This is a genomic window from Burkholderia sp. SRS-25 (assembly GCF_004343765.1).
Lineage (GTDB): Bacteria > Pseudomonadota > Gammaproteobacteria > Burkholderiales > Burkholderiaceae > Burkholderia > Burkholderia contaminans.
Genome location: NZ_PTXM01000003.1, coordinates 407,926 through 425,151, shown reverse-complemented (window position 1 = coordinate 425,151; position 17,226 = coordinate 407,926). Strand labels below are relative to the sequence as shown.

14 protein-coding genes are annotated in these 17,226 nt (G+C 68.0%); 7 read left to right on the top strand and 7 right to left on the bottom strand.

What is annotated here, in order from left to right; translation table 11 throughout:
* The first annotated feature begins 37 nt into the window (after nt 1-37).
* Genes C5O79_RS04515 through fahA form a run of 5 tightly spaced genes read left to right on the top strand, consistent with a single transcriptional unit; the run spans nt 38 to nt 5,968 of the window.
* Nucleotides 38-1,699, top strand: a complete 1,662-nt coding sequence (locus tag C5O79_RS04515; RefSeq protein ID WP_122473599.1) for an FAD-dependent oxidoreductase — start codon at nt 38-40, stop codon at nt 1,697-1,699.
* Between the two features lie 28 nt (nt 1,700-1,727).
* Nucleotides 1,728-1,958, top strand: coding sequence for a DUF2783 domain-containing protein (locus C5O79_RS04510; protein ID WP_046545023.1), 231 nt, complete (start codon nt 1,728-1,730; stop codon nt 1,956-1,958).
* The gene (locus tag C5O79_RS04505) at nt 1,955-3,316 is read left to right on the top strand and encodes an MFS transporter (protein ID WP_046545024.1); all 1,362 of its coding nucleotides are present in this window, start codon (nt 1,955-1,957) and stop codon (nt 3,314-3,316) included. The genes C5O79_RS04510 and C5O79_RS04505 overlap by 4 nt, the downstream gene beginning before the upstream one ends.
* A gap of 16 nt (nt 3,317-3,332) precedes the next feature.
* The gene (hmgA, locus tag C5O79_RS04500) at nt 3,333-4,667 is read left to right on the top strand and encodes a homogentisate 1,2-dioxygenase (protein WP_122473600.1); all 1,335 of its coding nucleotides are present in this window, start codon (nt 3,333-3,335) and stop codon (nt 4,665-4,667) included.
* The gene (gene fahA / locus C5O79_RS04495; RefSeq protein WP_122473601.1) at nt 4,664-5,968 is read left to right on the top strand and encodes a fumarylacetoacetase; all 1,305 of its coding nucleotides are present in this window, start codon (nt 4,664-4,666) and stop codon (nt 5,966-5,968) included. The genes hmgA and fahA overlap by 4 nt, the downstream gene beginning before the upstream one ends.
* 151 nt (nt 5,969-6,119) lie before the next feature.
* Here the strand turns inward: fahA and C5O79_RS04490 are convergent, their stop codons facing one another.
* The 5 genes from C5O79_RS04490 to C5O79_RS04470 all read right to left on the bottom strand — a co-directional run bounded on the left by C5O79_RS04490 (nt 6,120) and on the right by C5O79_RS04470 (nt 11,732).
* The gene (locus tag C5O79_RS04490; protein WP_046545027.1) at nt 6,120-7,280 is read right to left on the bottom strand and encodes an MFS transporter; all 1,161 of its coding nucleotides are present in this window, start codon (nt 7,278-7,280) and stop codon (nt 6,120-6,122) included.
* A gap of 93 nt (nt 7,281-7,373) precedes the next feature.
* Nucleotides 7,374-8,543 (bottom strand): MFS transporter, encoded by a 1,170-nt coding sequence (locus C5O79_RS04485; protein ID WP_046545028.1) that lies wholly within the window; start codon nt 8,541-8,543, stop codon nt 7,374-7,376.
* 231 nt (nt 8,544-8,774) lie between these two features.
* Nucleotides 8,775-9,539, bottom strand: a complete 765-nt coding sequence (gene bluB / locus C5O79_RS04480; RefSeq protein WP_047850646.1) for a 5,6-dimethylbenzimidazole synthase — start codon at nt 9,537-9,539, stop codon at nt 8,775-8,777.
* A 180-nt stretch (nt 9,540-9,719) separates the two neighbouring features.
* On the bottom strand, nt 9,720-10,718 hold the full coding sequence (locus C5O79_RS04475) for a 2-hydroxyacid dehydrogenase (RefSeq protein WP_122473602.1): 999 nt from the start codon (nt 10,716-10,718) through the stop codon (nt 9,720-9,722).
* A gap of 30 nt (nt 10,719-10,748) precedes the next feature.
* Complete coding sequence (locus C5O79_RS04470) at nt 10,749-11,732, bottom strand: LysR family transcriptional regulator (protein ID WP_046545030.1); 984 nt, start codon at nt 11,730-11,732, stop codon at nt 10,749-10,751.
* A gap of 754 nt (nt 11,733-12,486) precedes the next feature.
* On the opposite strand from C5O79_RS04470, the gene C5O79_RS04465 reads away from it, so the two are divergent.
* A complete protein-coding gene (locus C5O79_RS04465) occupies nt 12,487-13,698 on the top strand; it encodes an alanine--glyoxylate aminotransferase family protein (protein WP_039361540.1) in 1,212 nt (403 codons plus the stop codon).
* A 27-nt stretch (nt 13,699-13,725) separates the two neighbouring features.
* On the opposite strand, the gene C5O79_RS04460 is transcribed toward C5O79_RS04465, so the two are convergent.
* Nucleotides 13,726-14,661 (bottom strand): AraC family transcriptional regulator, encoded by a 936-nt coding sequence (locus C5O79_RS04460; RefSeq protein ID WP_039361220.1) that lies wholly within the window; start codon nt 14,659-14,661, stop codon nt 13,726-13,728.
* A 136-nt stretch (nt 14,662-14,797) separates the two neighbouring features.
* Here C5O79_RS04460 and C5O79_RS04455 point away from each other — a divergent pair, with 136 nt between their 5' ends.
* Nucleotides 14,798-15,688 carry an EamA family transporter gene (locus tag C5O79_RS04455; protein WP_122473603.1) on the top strand — a complete coding sequence of 297 codons (891 nt, stop codon included), beginning with the start codon at nt 14,798-14,800 and terminating at the stop codon, nt 15,686-15,688.
* Nucleotides 15,689-15,811: 123 nt separating this feature from the next.
* Here C5O79_RS04455 and C5O79_RS04450 read toward each other — a convergent pair whose 3' ends face one another.
* Nucleotides 15,812-17,026 carry an MFS transporter gene (locus C5O79_RS04450; RefSeq protein WP_122473604.1) on the bottom strand — a complete coding sequence of 405 codons (1,215 nt, stop codon included), beginning with the start codon at nt 17,024-17,026 and terminating at the stop codon, nt 15,812-15,814.
* Nucleotides 17,027-17,226: the final 200 nt, after the last annotated feature.

The following is a 17,226-nucleotide window of genomic DNA, read 5'->3' as shown; positions in this document are numbered from 1 at the left end:
GGCGTATCGGCCCGCGCCCGGCAGGGTTGAAGCGCGGATGGCGACCATGAGCATCGATTACCAGACGCTGAAGTTCGAATACCGCCCGCGTGCGCAGGACACGACCGTTCACCCGGTGATCGTCGTCGGTGCGGGCCCGGTGGGCCTCGCGGCCGCGATCGACCTCGCGCAGCAGGGCGTGAGCGTCGTGCTGCTCGACGACGACGACACGCTGTCGACCGGCTCGCGTGCGATTTGCTTCGCGAAGCGCACGCTCGAGATCTTCGACCGGCTTGGCTGCGGCGAGCGCTTCGTCGACAAGGGTGTGAGCTGGCACGTCGGCAAGGTGTTCCTGCAGGACGAGCAGCTTTATGCGTTCGACCTGCTGCCCGAGGAAGGGCATGCGCGCCCCGCGTTCATCAATCTGCAGCAGTACTACGTCGAAGGCTACCTGGCCGATCGCGCGTTCGAGCTGCCGAATATCGATATCCGCTGGAAGCACAAGGTCACGGGCATCGACCAGTCGGCCGAACATGCGGTGCTGACGATCGAGACGCCGGAAGGCATCGCGACGCTGCGCGCGCAGTACGTGATCGCGGCCGACGGTTCGCGCAGCCCGATGCGCACGATGATGGGCCTCGAAAGCCACGGCCGCACGTTCAAGGACCGCTTCCTGATCGCCGACGTGAAGATGAAGGCGGAGTTTCCGACCGAGCGCTGGTTCTGGTTCGACCCGCCGTTCCACCCGAATCAGTCGGTGCTGCTGCATCGCCAGCCCGACAACGTATGGCGCATCGACTTCCAGCTCGGCTGGGATGCGGACCCCGTCGCCGAGAAGCAGCCGGAGCGCGTGATTCCTCGTGTGCGTGCGCTGCTCGGGCCGGACGTCGAGTTCGAGCTCGAATGGGTGAGCGTCTATACGTTCCGCTGCCAGCGGATGGAGTCGTTCCGGCACGGCCGTGTGCTGTTCGCGGGCGATTCCGCGCACGGCGTGTCGCCGTTCGGCGCGCGCGGCGCGAACAGCGGCGTGCAGGACGCCGACAATCTCGCATGGAAGCTGAAGCTCGTGCTCGACGGCCGGTCGGCCGACAGCCTGCTCGATACGTATGCGAGCGAGCGTGAATTCGCGGCCGACGAGAACATCCGCAACTCGACGCGCTCGACCGACTTCATCACGCCGAAGAGCGCGGTGTCGCGTGTGTTTCGCGACGCGACGCTGAAGCTTGCGCGCGACTGCGAGTTCGCGCGCAAGCTCGTGAACAGCGGCCGCCTGTCGGTGCCGGCGGTGCTCGCCGATTCGCCGCTGAACACGCCGGACCGCAACGGCGATGCGTTCGCGAGCACGATGCGGCCGGGCGCGGCGGCGGCCGATGCGCCGGTGCGTACGCAGGGCGCGTCGGGCTGGCTGCTGCAGCATCTGGGCAGCGGCTTCACCGGCGTGCTGTTCGGGTTGCCGGGCGATGCGGCCGCGCTCGCGCAGGCGCTCGACGGCCTCGCGCTGCCGGTGCGGCCCGTGCTCGTCGTTCCGGCCGGGCATGCGCAGCCGGTCGCGGGTGTCGACGTCGTGGAGGACGTCGACGGCCTTGCTGCACAGCGCTACGACGGAAAGCCCGGCACGTTCTACCTGCTGCGTCCCGACCAGCACGTTTGCGCGCGGATGCGCACGCTCGACCGTCAGGCGCTGGCCGACGCGCTGGCGCGCGCGACCTGCGCATGCTGAAAACGATAAAGACACCGGAGACTCCGTCATGCCCCCACTCGACACCCGCCCGCGCCTGACTGACCCGGACGCGTTCTACGAAGCGCTGATCGACATGCATCGCGATCTGTCCGACGCCGACAGCCAGCTCGTCAACGCGAAGCTGATCCTGTTGCTCGCGAACCAGATCGGTGACGCCGACGTGCTGCGCGAAGCGATGGCGCTCGCGCGCCAGGGCGTGACGCCGCCCGTGCATCCGGCCGCCGAGGTGACGCAATGAGCGCGGCGCCGGCCGACGCGCGCGTGCTCGAAGTCGAGCGCGTGATCGACGAGACCCATCGCCCGGGCTTCCACTGGATGCTGCTCGTGTTATGTGGACTGTGCCTCGTGATCGACGGCTTCGATGCGCAGGCGATGGGCTACGTCGCACCGAGCGTGATCGCCGAATGGGGCGTGCCGAAGCAGGCGCTTGGGCCCGTGTTCAGCGCGAGCCTGTTCGGGATGCTGCTGGGCGCGCTCGGCCTGTCGGTGCTGGCCGACCGGATCGGGCGGCGCCCGGTGCTGATCGGCTCGACGCTGTTCTTCGCGGTAACGATGCTCGCGACGCCGTTCGCGGGTTCGATCCCGGTGCTGATGGCGCTGCGCTTCGTCACGGGCCTCGGTCTCGGCTGCATCATGCCGAACGCGATGGCGCTGGTCGGCGAGTTCAGCCCGGCCGCGCATCGCGTGAAGAGGATGATGATCGTGTCGTGCGGCTTCACGCTCGGCGCGGCGATCGGCGGCTTCATCAGCGCCGCGCTGATTCCGGCGCTCGGCTGGCGGTCGGTGTTCTTCGTCGGCGGCGCGGTGCCGCTCGTGTTGACGATCGCGATGGTCGCGCGGCTGCCCGAGTCGCTGCAGTTCCTGGTGCTGAAAGGACGCGTCGCGCAGGCGCGCGACTGGCTCGCGCGATTCGCGCCGCAGGCCGGCATCGATGCGAATACGCGGCTCGTCGTACGCGAGCGCGCCGCGACCGGCGCGCCGGTCGCCGAGCTGTTCCGCCACGGCCGCCTGCCGGTCACGCTGCTGCTGTGGGCGATCAGCTTCATGAACCTGATCGATCTGTACTTCCTGTCGAACTGGCTGCCGACCGTGATGCGTGAAGCCGGCTATTCGCCGGGCACGGCCGTGATCGTCGGCACGGTGCTGCAGACGGGCGGCGTGATCGGCACGCTGTCGCTCGGCTGGTTCATCGAACGCTATGGCTTCGTGCGCGTGCTCTTCGCATGCTTCGCGTGCGCGGTCGTGTCGGTGGGGCTGATCGGCTCGGTTGCGCATGCGCTGCCGTGGCTGCTGGTGGTGGTGTTCGCGGGCGGGTTCTGCGTGGTCGGCGGGCAGCCGGCCGTGAACGCGCTCGCGGGCCAGTATTACCCGACGTCGCTGCGCTCGACGGGCATCGGCTGGAGCCTCGGCATCGGCCGGATCGGCTCGGTGCTCGGGCCGCTCGTCGGCGGACAACTGATTGCGCTCAACTGGTCGAACGGTGCGCTGTTCCACGCGGCCGCGGTGCCCGTGCTGTGCTCGGCGCTGTTCGTTCTCGGCCTGGCGGGCGTGACGCGGCGCAACGGCGTGCAGGCGTCGAACGCCGCCATGAATTGAGGGAGAAAGGAAAACGATGACGCTTGACCTGTCGACACCGGCGAACGCCGGCTACCAGAGCGGTTTCGCGAACGAATTCGCGACCGAGGCATTGCCCGGTGCGTTGCCGCACGGCCGCAACTCGCCGCAGCGCGCGCCGTACGGGCTGTATGCGGAGCAGCTGTCGGGCACGGCGTTTACCGCGCCGCGCGGCCACAACCGCCGCTCGTGGCTGTACCGTATCCGCCCGGCGGCCGTGCACCGGCCGTTCGAGCCGTACGCGGGCGCGCAGCGGCTCGTGTCGGAGTTCGGCGACTCGGCCGACGTGCCGCCGACCCCGCCGAACCAGCTGCGCTGGGATCCGCTGCCGATGCCGGTCGAGCCGACCGATTTCGTCGACGGGCTCGTGACGATGGCCGGTAACGGTTCGGCCGCCGCGATGAACGGCTGCGCGATCCACCTGTACGCGGCGAACCGCTCGATGCAGGACCGCTTCTTCTACAGCGCGGACGGCGAACTGCTGATCGTGCCGCAGCAGGGGCGCCTGTTCATCGCGACCGAATTCGGCCGGGTCGACGTCGAGCCGTTCGAGATCGCGGTGATCCCGCGCGGCGTGCGCTTTGCCGTCACGCTGCCGGACGGCGATGCGCGCGGCTACATCTGCGAGAACTTCGGCGCCCAGCTGCGCCTGCCGGATCTCGGCCCGATCGGTTCGAACGGTCTCGCGAACCCGCGCGACTTCCTGACGCCGCATGCCGCGTACGAGGACCGCGAAGGCGCGTTCGAGCTGATCGCGAAGCTGAACGGCCGGCTGTGGCGCGCGGACATCGGCCATTCGCCGCTCGACGTCGTCGCGTGGCACGGCAACTACGCGCCTTACAAGTACGACCTGCGCCTGTTCAATACGATCGGCTCGATCAGCTACGACCATCCCGATCCGTCGATCTTCCTGGTGCTGCAGTCGCAGAGCGACACGCCGGGCGTCGACACGATCGACTTCGTGATCTTCCCGCCGCGCTGGCTCGCGGCCGAGGATACGTTCCGCCCGCCCTGGTTCCACCGCAACGTCGCGAGCGAATTCATGGGGCTCGTGCACGGCGCGTACGACGCGAAGGCGGAGGGCTTCGTACCGGGCGGCGCGAGCCTGCACAACTGCATGTCGGGCCACGGGCCCGACGCGGACACGTTCGAGAAGGCATCGGCGAGCGACACGACGAAGCCGCACAAGGTCGACGCGACGATGGCGTTCATGTTCGAAACCCGCACGCTGATCCGGCCGACGCGCTACGCGCTCGACACCGCGCAGCTGCAGGCCGATTACTTCGAATGCTGGCAAGGCATCAAGAAACATTTCAATCCGGAGCAAAAATGAGCGACACCCAAGACTGGCGCGCGACGCTCGACCCGGCCCGCAAGAGCTGGGTCGAGACGGCGAACGATCCCGCCTGCGATTTCCCGATCCAGAACCTGCCGTTCGGGATCTTCAGCGATGCGAAGCAAGCGTTGCGTCGTGCGGGCGTGGCGCTCGGCGACCAGATCATCGACCTCGCGGCGCTCGCGCGCGCGGGCCTCGTGACGCTGCCGGCCGGCGCCGACGTATTCGCCGCGCCGACGCTCAACGCGTTCATCGCGCTGGGCCGCGATGCGTGGCGCGGCGTGCGCGTGCAGCTGTCGGACCTGTTCTCGCGCGACGACGCGCGGCTGCGCGACGATGCGGCGCTGCGTGCGCAAGTGCTCGTTGCACAGCGCGACGCGACGTTGCATCTGCCGGTCGATATTCCCGGCTACACCGATTTCTATTCGTCGAAGGAGCATGCGACCAACGTCGGCTCGATGTTCCGTGATCCGAAGAATGCGCTCTTGCCGAACTGGTCGGAGATGCCGATCGGCTACAACGGCCGCGCGTCGTCGGTGGTCGTGAGCGGCACGCCGGTGCGGCGCCCGAACGGGCAATTGAAGCTGCCTGACCAGGAGCGTCCGGTGTTCGGCGCGTGCCGCAAGCTCGACATCGAACTGGAGATGGGTTTCATCGTCGGCCGCGGCAACGCGCTCGGCGAGCCGATCGCATGCGAGGACGCCGAAGCGCATATCTTCGGAATGGTGCTGCTGAACGACTGGAGCGCGCGCGACATCCAGCAGTGGGAATACGTGCCGCTCGGCCCGTTCAATTCGAAGGGATTTGCGACGACGATCTCGCCGTGGATCGTCACGCTCGACGCGCTTGAACCGTTCCGCGTCGCGCAACCGGAGCAATCGCCGCAGCCGCTCGCGTATCTGCAGCACGCGGGCAAGCATGCGTTCGACATCGCGCTGGAAGTGACGCTACGTGAGGAAGGGGCGGCCGAAGCCACGTCGATCAGCCGCACGAACTTCAAGCATATGTACTGGACGATGGCGCAGCAGCTCGCGCATCACACGGTCGCGGGCTGCAACACGCGGGTCGGCGACCTGATGGGTTCGGGCACGATCAGCGGGCCGACGAAGGATTCGTTCGGCAGCCTGCTCGAACTGACGTGGAACGGCAAGGAGCCGGTCACGCTGAACGGTGGCGGCAGCCGCGCGTTCATCGAAGACGGCGACGAGCTTACGCTTGCCGGATGGTGCCAGGGCGACGGCTATCGGGTCGGCTTCGGCGCGTGTGTCGGCAAGATCCTGTCGGCGTCGAAGGCGTAACGCGCAACGTGGCGCACACGTGAGCACGACGGCCCGCTTTGCGCGGGCCGTCGTCGTTTTCGCAGTGTGACCTGCGTATTCGTGGACGGGCGGCGCGTGTTCGTGCCGTCGTCGTTCGGGCGGCGCGCTGCGGTGTGTCCGCACCCCAGTGTCAGACCGCGCGCTGCGGCGCGACTCGGCGCTCCCACAGCGCGGCAGTGACGAACGCCGCGACGCAGACGACCAGCACGCCGACCAGCGCGTTGCTGCCCAGTTGTTCCATCAACGCGCCGGCGACCAGCGGGCCGCCGAAGCTCGCGGCGCTCCACGACGCCGACACGAGCGAGCTCGCGGTGACGAGCGCCGCACCGCGAAAACGTTCACCGCACGCGACGAGCGACAGCGTGTAGATGCTGCCGGCCGCGGCGCCGAGCACGAACAGCAACGGCCAGCACAGCCACGGATCGGCGATCACGAACGGCAGCAGCGGCAGGCCGGCGAGCACGATCCAGCCTGCGCCGAGGTGCACGCGTTCGCGGCCGAGCTTGTCCGCGAGCCAGCCGATCGGGAACTGCATCGCGGTATCGCCGAACAGCATGATCGACGCGAGCAGCACGGCGGTCGCGCTCGCGACGCCGTGATCCATCGCGTAGAGCGGCAGCAGCGACAGCGCGAGCGTATCGAACAGCGCGAAGAAGCCGGTGCCGATGATCAGCGCGGGCATGCGCGGCAGGATGTCGAGCCAGCGGCCGTGCGCTTCGTGATGCGCGTCGTCGCCGGCGAGCGGTGCGCGCCGGATCGTCGCGAGCGTCGGCAGCGCGAGCAGGAAGAGTGCGCCGCACAGCGCGAAGCGGATGCTCGTTGCCCCGGCGATCTGGCTCACGAGCACGGGGCCCGCCATCTGGAACAGCGTGAAGTTGGTCGCGTAGATCGCGACGACGCGGCCGCGCGTCGAATCGTCGGCGAGCTGGTTGACCCATGCCTCGCCGATCGTGAACAGCAGCATCAGCGCCGCGCCGCACAGCACGCGCAGCGCGCCCCACAGGATCAGGTTCGACGTGAACTGCATCAGCGCGGTGGCGGCCGCGAGCAGCACGACCGACACGACGATCGCGCGGCGCGAGCCGATGTGTCGCGCGAGCGCGGTGACGAACGGGACGATCGCGAGGCCGCCGAGTGCCTGCGCGGCCGTCAGCATGCCGACGACGTTGGTGCCGTGTCCTGCTTCGGTCAGTGCGAGTGCGGTGAGCGGCAGCGTGGCGCCGGTGCCGAGACCGACGACCGCGACGCTCAGGATGAGTGCGAGGAAATCGCGATTAAGAATGGCTTTCATCGGCGGGGATGCTACACCGCGGACCTTGAAAGGTCCATGAAGGCCATCAGGTCCGCGTGGAGTTGTGCACGCAACGATTTCGACAGGGCGGCTTCAGACGTACTCGGTCGGCACGATCACCGGTCGACGTTCGAGCGACGCCGACCACAGCGTGAGCGCGAGCGCCGCGACGGCCATCGCGACACCGACCCATGGCAGGTTCACGAGCGACACGCCGGAGCCGATCGCCATCCCGCCGAGCCACGCGCCGGTCGCGTTGCCAAGGTTGAACGCGCCCTGGTTCAGCGTCGACGCGAGGTTCGGCGCGTCGCTGGCGCGGTCGACGATCAGGATCTGCAGCGGCGGCACGATCGCGAATGCGAGGATGCCCCACACGAAGATCGTCGCGAGCGCGGCGAACGGCAGGTGCATCGTGCCTGCGAACAGCGCGAGGACCACGCCGATCAGCGCGAGCGTCGCGATCAACGACGGCATCCGCCGCCAGTCGGCGAGCTTGCCGCCGAGCGTGCCGCCGACCGTCAACCCGAGGCCGAACAGCAGCAGCACGTAGGTGACCTGGCGCGGCGAGAAGCCCGTCACGTCCTCGAGGATCGGCGTGATGTACGTGAACACGCTGAACAGGCTCGCCGACGCGAGCACGCTGATGCCGAGCACCATCAGCACCTGCGGATGTTTCAGCACGCTGAATTCGCGTGTGATGCTGGTGTCGGGCATCGCGAGATTCTTCGGCAGGCAGACGGCGAGCGCGGCGGCCGCGGCGATGCCGATGCCGGTGACGGCCCAGAACGTCGCGCGCCAGCCGTATGCCTGGCCGAGCGCGGTGCCGAGCGGCACGCCGAGCACATTCGCGAGCGTCAGGCCGGTGAACATCAGCGCGATCGCCTGCGCGCGACGGTTCGGCGCGACGAGGTTGCTCGCGACCACCGAGCCGATCCCGAAGAACGCGCCGTGGCAGAACGCCGTGACGACGCGCGCGGCCATCAGCACCGCATAGCCCGGTGCGATCGCGCAGAACAGGTTGCCCGCGATGAACAGCCCGATCAGGCCCATCAGCGCGCGCTTGCGCGGCATCTTCGCGGTGACGATCGCGAGGATCGGCGCACCGATCGTCACGCCGAGCGCATAGCCCGACACGAGCATGCCGGCGGCCGGGATCGACACGCCGAGATCGCGCGCGACATTGGGCAGCAGCCCCATGATCACGAACTCGGTGGTACCGATTCCAAATGCGGCGACGGCGAGGGCGAAAAGAGGTAAGGGCATCGCGGTGGGCTCGGGAAAAGCCGCCGCTCGGGCTGGCGCAGGATGCGCGGTGCGGGGCGGACGGTAAGGCGAACGACAGCCGCGATTCTACTTCAGTGAAAACCCCTATGATTGGGGCCAAAACGGTTGTTGCCGGCGTGCGACGGGATTGCCCGCGTGGCGCTCACAGTGTGGGATTCGGCGGGCGTTGCGGCGTTGAAATGGGGGCGGAACGATGATGGCGGGGGCTCGTCAGGCGATGCGTTCGGGGGATCCGCCGACGCTCGTCATCGAAGCGCTTGTCGAGTCGGCCCCGGTTTCCGTTGCCGCGTCCGCCGCGTTGGCGGGCGATGAAGGTGAGCCGGCGGCATCGATCGCGGCCGGATCGTTCCAGCCGTTTTCGAACAGGCACGCTTCGATCGGCATCCGCGCAGCCCAGCGCTCCTGCTCGAGCATCGGCTTTGCGTAGAACGCGTCGACGTGCCCGACGCACAGCACGGCGATCGGCTTCGCGCCGTCGGGCATCCGCAGCAGCGTGCGCAGCGCATCGACGTCGAACAGCGACACCCAACCCATCCCGAGCCCTTCGGCGCGGGCCGCGAGCCACATGTTCTGGATCGCGCACGCGGCGGACGCGAGATCCATCTCCGGCAGCGTGCGGCGGCCGAATACGTGGCGCTCGCGGCCGTCGGCGAGCGCGACGACCAGCAGCTCGCCGCATTCGCGCACGCCTTCGACTTTCAGCCGCATGAATTCGTCCTGGCGCTCGCCGAGCGCGTCGGCAGTCGCGCGGCGCTCGGCCTCGACCAGCGCGTGGATCGCGGTGCGCAGCGCCGGATCGGTGACGCGGATGAAGCGCCACGGCTGCATGAAGCCGACGCTCGGTGCGTGATGCGCCGCGCGCAGCAGGCGCGCGAGCACGGCGGGATCGACGGGCGCCGGCGTGAAGTGGCGCATGTCGCGCCGTTCGAAAATGGCGCGGTAGACGGCGGCGATGTCGGAATCGTCGAAACGCATGGACGGGAGGGGGCGGGATAACGTCGGCGCAACGATAGCAGACGGCGCACGCGCCGCGTTACATCATTTGCAACAAAGCGCGAAATTGTTGATGCAAAAGATCGTGTTTTCAGCGGCGATCAAAAGCAAACGATTGCGGTATCGCTTGCAACCATGAAATGGCCCGGTTTCGTCGATTTCTCAGCGATTCGCCGTCACGACGTTCTGCGGCGTGCCCGCATGCCACGCCTCGATGTTCAACAGCGTGGTGTGGGCGATTTCGGCGAGCGCCTCGCGCGTGAAGAATGCCTGGTGCGACGTGACGATCACGTTCGGGAACGTCAGCAGGCGGGCGAGCACGTCGTCCTGCAGCGGCAGGTCGGAGTGATCCTCGAAGAAGAGCCCGCTTTCCTCTTCGTACACGTCGAGCCCGAGATGGCCGAGCTGGCCGCTCTTGAGCGCGTCGACCAGCGCCTGCGCATCGACGAGGCCGCCGCGCCCGGTGTTGATCAGCATCGCGCCGTGCTTCATCCGCGCGATCGTCCGTTCGTTGATCAGATGGTGCGTCGACGGCAGCAGCGGGCAGTGCAGGCTGACGATGTCGGCGTGGTGCAGCAACGCGTCGAGCTCGACATAGCGCGCGCCGAACGCGATCAGCTCATCGTTGTACGGCGGCACCGAGTGCGCGAGCACATGCATCCCGAAGCCCATCATGATCTTCGCGAACACGCTGCCGATGATGCCGGTGCCGATCACGCCGACGGTCTTGCCGTGCAGGTCGAAGCCGAGCAGGCCATTCAGCGAGAAGTCGCCTTCGCGGGTGCGCGCGACGGCGCGCGGCAGGCGGCGGTTGAGGGCGAGGATCAGCGCGACCGCGTGCTCGGCAACCGCGTGCGGTGAATAGGCGGGCACGCGCACCACCGTGATGCCGAGCCGCTCGGCGGCGGCCAGGTCGACGTGGTTGAAGCCAGCCGAGCGCAGCGCGATCAGGCGCGTGCCGCCGTCCGCCAGCCGTTCGAGGACGGCCGCGTCGACGGTGTCGTTGACGAACGGGCAGACGACGTCATAGCCATGCGCGAGGATCGCGGTTTCCGCGTCGAGGTGCGACGGCTGGAAGTGCAGCCGATAGCCGAACTGCCGGTTGGCGGCAGCAAACGAATCGTCGTCGTACTGCCGGCTGCTGAACAGGATCACGCGCACGCTGCACCTCCGAAGGCTGACGCGCGCAGTTTACTGCAGCCCCGTGACGATGTCGGAGCGGTCGGGGCCGCGCGACGGCCGCAGGAAGCCATAATCGGTGCGTTCGCTGGCCGGCTGCGCGCTGAAGTGATCGAGCGCGTGCTCGACGAAGCTGCGCGTGCGCGCCGGCACGTACTGGCGATTCGGGTAGACGAGCGACAGCTGCGTGTCGGGATCGTCGATCCGGTAGCCGGCCATCAGCCGCACGAGCGTGCCGCTGGCGAGCGCGCTGGCGACGCACGGCTCGGGCAGCACCGCGATGCCCGCGCCGGCCACGGCGGCCGCGTGGACGAGGGCGAGCTGGTTGACCGTGCAGGCCGGACGCACCGTGACGGAATGCGCGACGCCGTCGTGGCCGACCAGTTGCCACGCGGGCGCATGCTGGTGCGGCGCGAGCGTGACCCAGTCGTGGCCCGGCAGGTCGTCGGGCAGGCGCGGCTCGCCGCGTCGCTCGAGATAGGCCGGCGCCGCGACCGCGACGAACGGGTTGGGTGAAAGTGCGTGGCCGATCAGCGTCGGGTTGCCGTCCAGCCGGTTGCCCGTGACGATGCCGACGTCGTACCCGGAATCGAGCACGTCGAGCGGTCCCTCGGCGACGGTCAGCTGCACGCGCAACTCGGGATAGCGGTGCCGGAAGCTGCTGACGAGCGGCGTCAGCGCAAGCGGCGACAGCAGGCCCGACGCGACGACGCGCAGCGTGCCGGCCGGTTCGCGCACGGCATGCGCGACGGACGATTCGAGATGGTCGAATTCCTCGAGCAGCGCCCGGCACCCGTCGAGGTAGCGCACGCCGGCCTCGGTGAGCGACAGGTTCCGCGTGGTGCGGTGGATCAGCCGGGTGTTCAGGTGGCCCTCGAGCATCGCGATCGAACGCGTGACGAGTGCATTGGACACGCCGAGATGGTGCGCCGCGCGCCGGAAGCTCTGCTGCTCGGCGACGCAGACGAATACACGCATGGTCTGAATCTGGTTCATGGCTTGCGTATTTCTGGCCCGGTTGATTGATTATGGTTGTGGTTTTACGCCGCGCAACCTCGAAAGCGCATCGCGCGGCCCTCAGTTTTTCCATCGTATCGAAAAATCGTTTTTTTCGATTCCGCAGATGATTGTTCAATACAGAGCGATATCCGTCAACCTGAGAAAAGGGGCGGGTTGCGGAAAATCGAAATCGGGAGTAACGGGTTAAACGTGGCGCTGTCTCGCATGCCTGCCGTTCAAAGGCTATGTGGTATTCGACAAGTATGTCTGGTGAGAATATTGTCTATTTAATTCAATTGGTTACGAGATATTTGTGCGGTTTTTCTCAGGTATTGCCAGGAAGCGCGCCCCAATTCATGCCGAAATAATGGATGTTTTTCGAGCGTGCGAGGGTTTTGCGTATCGGATTCCGCGAGGTGATTTTCATCGCGGATCTGGTCTATTTCAATCGATACGGAAGTTGCGCTGAAGCGGCGATGTCGACGAGGCGCGCTGTTATTGACGGAGTAAATCGTGCGCTTGACGCACGAGTGGAACCGTTTCACCGCACGGCCGGCAATCCATTCTCGATCCGGACAGCTGGCATGCGGCCGGCGCACGGCCGGCTGGCCCGGTCCGGCGACCGGGCCACCGTCGCGCTGTCCGGCCGCGCGTGCCTCTTGCGCGAGGCGGCGGAACGCGGAATGATCGATCAGTTCGCCATGCAGCGCGGCGGGCTCCGTGCACTTCCTTTCCTCACCTTTTGCCAGCCATGTCCATTGATTACTCGCCGATTCCCTGTCCCGTCGTCGTGCCGCTCGACGCGATCCTGCCCGAAGAACCGCTGCTGATGATGGGGGCCGGCCCGGTCCCGATCCCGGCCGCCGTCGCGAAGGCGAACACGGTCGTGATCAACCACCTCGGCGCGACGATGGCGAAGATCATCGAGCAGGTGAAGGAGATGGCGCGCTACGTGTTCCAGACCCGCACGAAGTGGGTGCTCGGCGTCGCAGGCCCCGGTTCGGCCGCGATGGAGATGGCGATCTCGAACCTCGCGTGGCGCGGCACGCGCGTGCTGTCGATCCGCAACGGCTTCTTCAGCGCACGGATGGCCGAGATGGCCACGCGCGTCGGCGCCGACGTCGCAACGCTCGAAGTGGCCGACCGCGCGGTCGCCAGCCTCGACGAGATCGCGGACGCAATCGCGCGCGAGCGGCCCGAGATCGTCACGATCGTGCAGGGCGAGACGTCGAACACCGTATGGAACCGCGACTTGCGCGACATCGCGGCGCTCGCGAAGGCGGCCGGCGCGCTGGTCGTGGTCGACGCGGTGTGCACGCTGTCGACGATGCCGCTCGAGATGGACGCGTGGGGCATCGACGCGGTGATCACCGGCGGTCAGAAAGGGTTGTCCTCGATCCCGGGCGTGTCGCTGATCGCGTTCTCGGACGCCGCATGGGAGCGGATGAAGACCCGCCCCGAGCCGAATGCGCACTGGTGCCTCGACATGGCGCTCGCGGAGAACTTCTGGCACAACGCCGGCTATCACTACACGGCGCCCGTGTCCGGCGTGCTCGCACTGCACGAAGCGCTGCGGCTCGTCTGTGCGGAGACGCTCGAAAGCCGCTTCGCGCGCCACCTGCGCTGCTCGCTCGCGCTGCAGGCGGGCGTCGAGTCGATGGGGCTCAAGCTGTACGCGCCGAAGGACTGCCGGCTCAATTCAGTGGTCGGGATCGAGACGCCGGAAGGGCTCACGCCGGGGATGGTCTGCGGTCATATCTCGAAGCAGTACCAGGTCGAGATTTCGGGCTCGTTCGGCTTGCCGATCGTACGGATCGGGCAGATGGGCGAGCAGTGTCGCGAACACAACCTGTTCCGCACGCTGCATGCATTCGGCCGCACGATGGTCGATCTGAAGGTGCCGGTCGACCTGCCGGCCGGCGTCGCGGCACTCGAACAGGAACTGTCGCGGCGCGGCGCGTAAGCCGCGAAACGGGGAGAGGGGCCGCGCTCAGCGGCCCTGCATCGCGCGCCGGTACGTATTCGGCGTCGTGCCATGTGCGTCGCGAAAGCGATGGCTGAAGTGGCCGGCATTCGCATAGCCGCACTCGGCCGCGATCTGCGCGAGCGGCAGCGCCGTCGTGCGCAGCAGCTCGCGCGCCCGCGCGAGGCGCTGTTCGGCCACCCACGCATGCGGCGCGCGGCCGAACGACAGTCGGAACATCCGCGAGAAGTGATACTCGGACAGCGCGGCGACGTCGGCGAGTTCGCCGAGCGTCAGCGGTTGCGTCAGGTACGTGTCGATGTAGTCGCGCACGCGGCGGCGCACGGCCGGCGCGAGCCCGCCGCGGAACGACGTGTCGGTGCGGGTCGTGCTCTGCCCGCGCAGCAGCAGGCTCAGCACCTCGTGCGCAGTCTCGTTCACGCGCAGCCGTTCGTCGGCATCGTCCCAGCCGTCCAGCGCGAGCGAGCGCAGCAGCGCGGCGACGCGCGCATCCTCGAAGTAAGTGCGGTCGGCGAGCTTCAGCTCGCGCGGCTCGCGGTCGAGTTCGCGGATCGCGCGCTGCGTGAAGTGCTCGGGCAGGAAATACAGGTGGATGAAGTGCATCTCGCCGCGCACCCACCAGCGCGATTCATGATCTCCCGGCAGCGCGCAAAGCAGGCTCGGCGCGCCGTAGCGCGGCACGCGCTGGCGCTCCGTCCGGTAGCCGCCGTCGAGGTAGCACGACAGCGTGTGGTGGCCCGGCTGCTCGTAGACCGTCTCGCTTTCGTCGGTGATCCGCGTCCATTCGGCGATCGCCAGATGGTCGCCGAGCCACGCGAAGCGTTCGAGCGTCGCGTTCGCGTCGGCAAGCGTGCGGCAGACCGACTGCAGGCCGAACGGCAGATCGCCGCCAGCCAGGGCGGTGGGGTGGTCGACGGGGGGCGCGGAAAGGGAGAGGCTCATGATGGGCCGAGTATAAGCGGGCGCGCGGCGCCGCGTGCGGCGGCCCGAAAAAGACCGCAATTCCGGACAATCGGCGCGCGCCGGGCGGCGGCATAGTCGGGATCCGTTTCACCTGTTTTTTCGGATCGTTGCCGCCATGAACCTGTCGCTTTATTTCGTCACCGTGCTGATCTGGGGCACCACCTGGATCGCGATCAAGTGGCAGCTCGGCTCCGTGCCGCCGCCCGTGTCGATCGCATGGCGCTTCTGGCTCGCGGCCGCCGTGCTGTTCGCGCTGCTGCGCGTGATGCGCCGGCCGGTGCGCCCGCCGCGCGAAGCGTGGCGCTTTCTGCTGGCGCAGGGCTTCGCGCTGTTCTGCCTGAACTTCCTGTGCTTCTACTACTCGGAGCAGGTCGTGCCGAGCGGCCTCGTCGCGGTGATCTTCTCGACCGCACCGCTGCTGAACTCGATCAACGGCCGCTTGTTCATGGGCCGTCCGCTGCGGCCGTCGGCGATCGCCGGTGCGCTGCTGGGGCTGGCCGGTATCGCGTGCCTGTTCTGGCAGCAGATGGCCGGCCGCCTCGACGACCATGCGACGTGGATGGGGCTCGCGATCGCGTTTGCGGGCACGATGTGTTTCTCGATCGGCAACCTGCTGTCGAGCCGGATGCAGTCGATGGGGCTGCACCCGCTCGCGACCAACGGCTGGGCGATGCTGATCGGCGCGGCGATCCTGACCGTCGGCAGCGTGGTGGCCGGGATGCCGTTCACGCTCGACACGAGCCCGCGCTATCTCGGCGCGCTCGTCTACCTGGCCGTGCCCGGCTCGGTGATCGGCTTTACCGCCTATCTGACCCTCGTCGGCCGGATCGGGCCCGAGCGTGCCGCGTACTGCACGGTGCTGTTCCCGATCGTCGCGCTGGCCGTGTCGACGGTGTTCGAGGGCTACCAGTGGTCGCCGCTGGCGGTGGTGGGGCTGCTGCTCGTCGTGGCGGGCAATCTCGTCGCGTTCGACTTCACGCGGCGGTTGTTTCTGCGGGCCGCCTGATCGGCTTGTCCGCTACACCGGCCGAGTCGGATGCAAAAACGCCCGCGCGATGCGGGCGTTTTCCATTTGGCGGCCGGCGGCGTGATTTCCGCGACCAGCCCCCCCTTTTCATGAACAGCGCGATCAGGCCGCTGCGCCGCTTCCCTCGACCCGCGCCTGCCGCTGGTACAGCACCATGGAAAGTGCGACGCCCGCGGCGGCCGCCACCGCCGCGAACAGGAACACCTGCGGATAGCCGAACGCGCCCGCGACATAGCCGGCGAGCGGGCCCGTGATGCCGAGCGACAGGTCGAGGAACACCGAGTACGCGGACAGCGCCGCACCACGGCTCGCGGGCGGCACGAGCGCGACGGCCTCGACGCCGAGCGCCGGGAAGATCAGCGCGAAGCCGAAACCTGTCAGCGCGGCGCCGACGAGTGCGATGTGCGGCACCGGCGCGAGCCACAGCAGCAACAGGCCCGAACATTCGAATGCGAACGACACGATCGCGACGCGGAAGCCGCCGTAGGTCTTGATCGTGTTCGCGAACAGCAGGCGCGCGCCGATGAACAGCGTGCCGAACACGGTCAGCGACAGTGCGGCGTTCGGCCAGTGGCGCGCCGCGTAGTACAGCGTGACGAAGGTCGCGATCGAGCCGAAGCCGGCCGAGCCGAGCGCGAGGCCGAGGCCGTGCGGCAGTACGCGCGTGAACACGCTCGCATACGACATCCGTTCGCCGTGCACGAGCGGCACCGAAGCGATCAGGCGCGCGAGGTAGAAGCCGGCGGCGGCCAGCGCGATCACGATCACCCCGATCAGCGCCGGATTCAGCGTATTCGCGATCGCGACGCCGACCGGCGCGCCGAGCGCGAGCGCGCCGTAGGTCGCGATGCCGTTCCACGAGATCACCTTCGCGTTGTGCGTGACGCCGACCCGGCCGATGCCCCACAGGATCGCGCCGGTGCCGCACAGGCTCTCGCCGACGCCGAGCACGAGCCGGCACGCGACCAGCAGCACGAGGCTCGCGACCGGCCAGTGCGCGAGCAGCAGCGCGACGAGCAGCAGCACACCCGACACGCCGCAACCGACCAGCCCGCGCAGCACCGTCTGCTTCGGGCCGAGCGTATCGGCCAGGCGCCCGGCGAGCGGCCGCGATGCGAGCGTCGCGAAATACTGCACGCTGATCGCGCCGCCCGCGACGATCGCGGAAAAGCCGAGGTCGTCGTGGACGAAGCCCGGCAGCACCGCGAGCGGCAGGCCGATGGTCAGGTAGCAGATGAACGTGAAGCAGACGACGGACACGATTTGCAGCGTGACCGCGAACCCGCTGCGCGGCGGTGTGGCGGAATCGGTTGACATGGGGTCGGAACGAATGGACGAAGCAGGCGGAAGACGGCGAAAAAGGGAATCGGGATTTTCCCATGGAACCGGTTTTCACGCAGGTACCATTTAGTTAATCGCGACCTGATTTCAACGATGGCGGACGGTTGCGGCGGCGCAGGGAAGGGGCCGGGAGCGCCGTCTGGAAAGGCCGCCGGGCGGGCCCGGCGCTCATATCG

Bases quoted from the DNA above. Each gene is read 5' to 3' on its own strand.
- C5O79_RS04510 (WP_046545023.1), top strand. From the start codon at position 1,728: ATGCCCCCACTCGACACCCGCCCGCGCCTGACTGACCCGGACGCGTTC.
- C5O79_RS04505 (WP_046545024.1), top strand. From the start codon at position 1,955: ATGAGCGCGGCGCCGGCCGACGCGCGCGTGCTCGAAGTCGAGCGCGTG.
- C5O79_RS04460 (WP_039361220.1), bottom strand. From the start codon at position 14,661: ATGAGCCTCTCCCTTTCCGCGCCCCCCGTCGACCACCCCACCGCCCTG.
- C5O79_RS04465 (WP_039361540.1), top strand. From the start codon at position 12,487: ATGTCCATTGATTACTCGCCGATTCCCTGTCCCGTCGTCGTGCCGCTC.
- C5O79_RS04515 (WP_122473599.1), top strand. From the start codon at position 38: ATGGCGACCATGAGCATCGATTACCAGACGCTGAAGTTCGAATACCGC.
- hmgA (WP_122473600.1), top strand. From the start codon at position 3,333: ATGACGCTTGACCTGTCGACACCGGCGAACGCCGGCTACCAGAGCGGT.
- C5O79_RS04455 (WP_122473603.1), top strand. From the start codon at position 14,798: ATGAACCTGTCGCTTTATTTCGTCACCGTGCTGATCTGGGGCACCACC.
- bluB (WP_047850646.1), bottom strand. From the start codon at position 9,539: ATGCGTTTCGACGATTCCGACATCGCCGCCGTCTACCGCGCCATTTTC.
- C5O79_RS04485 (WP_046545028.1), bottom strand. From the start codon at position 8,543: ATGCCCTTACCTCTTTTCGCCCTCGCCGTCGCCGCATTTGGAATCGGT.
- C5O79_RS04470 (WP_046545030.1), bottom strand. From the start codon at position 11,732: ATGAACCAGATTCAGACCATGCGTGTATTCGTCTGCGTCGCCGAGCAG.
- fahA (WP_122473601.1), top strand. From the start codon at position 4,664: ATGAGCGACACCCAAGACTGGCGCGCGACGCTCGACCCGGCCCGCAAG.
- C5O79_RS04450 (WP_122473604.1), bottom strand. From the start codon at position 17,026: ATGTCAACCGATTCCGCCACACCGCCGCGCAGCGGGTTCGCGGTCACG.
- C5O79_RS04490 (WP_046545027.1), bottom strand. From the start codon at position 7,280: ATGAAAGCCATTCTTAATCGCGATTTCCTCGCACTCATCCTGAGCGTC.